The following is a 1743-nucleotide window of genomic DNA, read 5'->3' on the forward strand; positions in this document are numbered from 1 at the left end:
CGTTTGCACGTGACGCCCTGGACCATACCGGCATACTTTCGAGCGTAGCCGCAAAGGAGCCGGGATGAGAGACCGCAACACTGGATCAGGCCAAATTGCGGCGGATTTCAACGGATGACAGCAATGGCCGGCCTCCGCTGACGGAGACCGGCCACTCACACTGTTATTCCCACTCGATGGTTCCCGGCGGCTTGCTGGTCACGTCCAGCACCACCCGGTTTACGCCTTCCACCTCGTTGGTGATCCGGTTCGAAATCCGGGCCAGGAGATCGTACGGCAGGCGGGACCAGTCCGCCGTCATGGCGTCCTCGGACGAAACGGGGCGGAGCACAATCGGGTGGCCGTATGTGCGGCCGTCACCCATGACGCCCACACTGCGGACGTCGGCCAGCAGGACCACAGGCATCTGCCACACCTCGTTGTCCAGCCCGGCCGCGGTCAGCTCGGCACGCGCGATGGCGTCCGCCTTGCGGAGCAGGTCCAGGCGTTCCTGCGTGATGTCGCCGACGATGCGGATTCCCAGGCCGGGGCCGGGGAACGGCTGGCGGCCCACGATTTCCTGCGGCAGGCCCAGCTGGGCACCGACGGCGCGGACCTCGTCCTTGAACAGTGCCCGGAGCGGTTCCACCAGTTCGAACTGCAGGTCCTCGGGAAGGCCACCGACATTGTGGTGGCTCTTGATGTTCGCAGCACCTTCGCCGCCGCCGGATTCGACGACGTCCGGGTACAGCGTGCCCTGGACCAGGAACTTGATCTTCTCGCCATGGGCCGCGGCCTCGGCGATGATGGCCAGCTCGGCCTCTTCGAACGCGCGGATGAACTCACGGCCGATGATCTTGCGCTTGGTTTCCGGATCGCTGACGCCGGCCAGGGCGGACAGGAAGCGCTCCTGCTCGTTGGCTACATACAGCTTGACGCCCGTGGCAGCAACGAAGTCGCGTTCCACCTGCTCGGCTTCGCCTTCGCGCAGCAGGCCGTGGTCTACGAACACACAGGTCAGCTGGTCGCCGACGGCCCGCTGGACGAGCGCCGCTGCAACGGCGGAGTCAACGCCGCCGGAGAGCCCGCAGATAACCCGGGCGTCGCCGATCTGCTGACGGATCCGGTTCACCTGCTCCTCGAGGATGTTCCCCGTGGTCCAGTTGGGCTCCAGCTTTGCGCCCTTGAACAGGAAGTTTTCCAGCACCTGCTGGCCATAGGCCGAGTGCTTGACCTCGGGGTGCCACTGCACGCCGTAGAGGGCCTTCTCTTCGTTGGCGAAGGCAGCCACTTCCGCGCCCGCCGTCGTCGCCAGCACTTCGAAGCCTTCAGGCGCCTCGTGCACGGAGTCGCCGTGGCTCATCCAGGTGTTCTGGTGCTGCGGCATCCCCTCAAGGACAGAGCGGCCCTCGCCGAGGATGGTGGTCTGGGTGGAGCCGTACTCGCGCAGGCCGGTCTTGTCGACCTTTCCGCCCAGGGCGTTGGCCATGGCCTGGAAGCCGTAGCAGATGCCGAAGACCGGGATTCCGGCCTCAAAGAGGTCGGCGCCGACGGAGGGTGCCCCGTCCGCGTAAACACTGGAGGGGCCACCGGAAAGGATGATGGCGGCGGGGTCCTTGGCCAGGAGCTGCTCGGTGGTGAAGGTATGCGGAACCACTTCCGAATACACATTCGCTTCCCGGACGCGGCGGGCAATCAGCTGCGCGTACTGGGCACCGTAGTCAACAACCAGCACCGGCTTCTGGGAAGTCTGGGATGCAGTGG

At 65.7% G+C, this 1743-nt stretch carries 1 protein-coding gene; it reads right to left on the bottom strand.

All coding sequences use genetic code 11. From position 1 onward, the window contains the following. Window positions 1–163: 163 nt before the first annotated feature. On the bottom strand, window positions 164–1743 hold a 1580-nt coding region (guaA, locus tag V6M49_RS18535; RefSeq protein ID WP_332762605.1), incomplete at its 5' end, for a glutamine-hydrolyzing GMP synthase.

Origin of the sequence: Pseudarthrobacter sp. (assembly GCF_036675385.1) — a bacterium.
Taxonomy (GTDB): domain Bacteria; phylum Actinomycetota; class Actinomycetes; order Actinomycetales; family Micrococcaceae; genus Arthrobacter.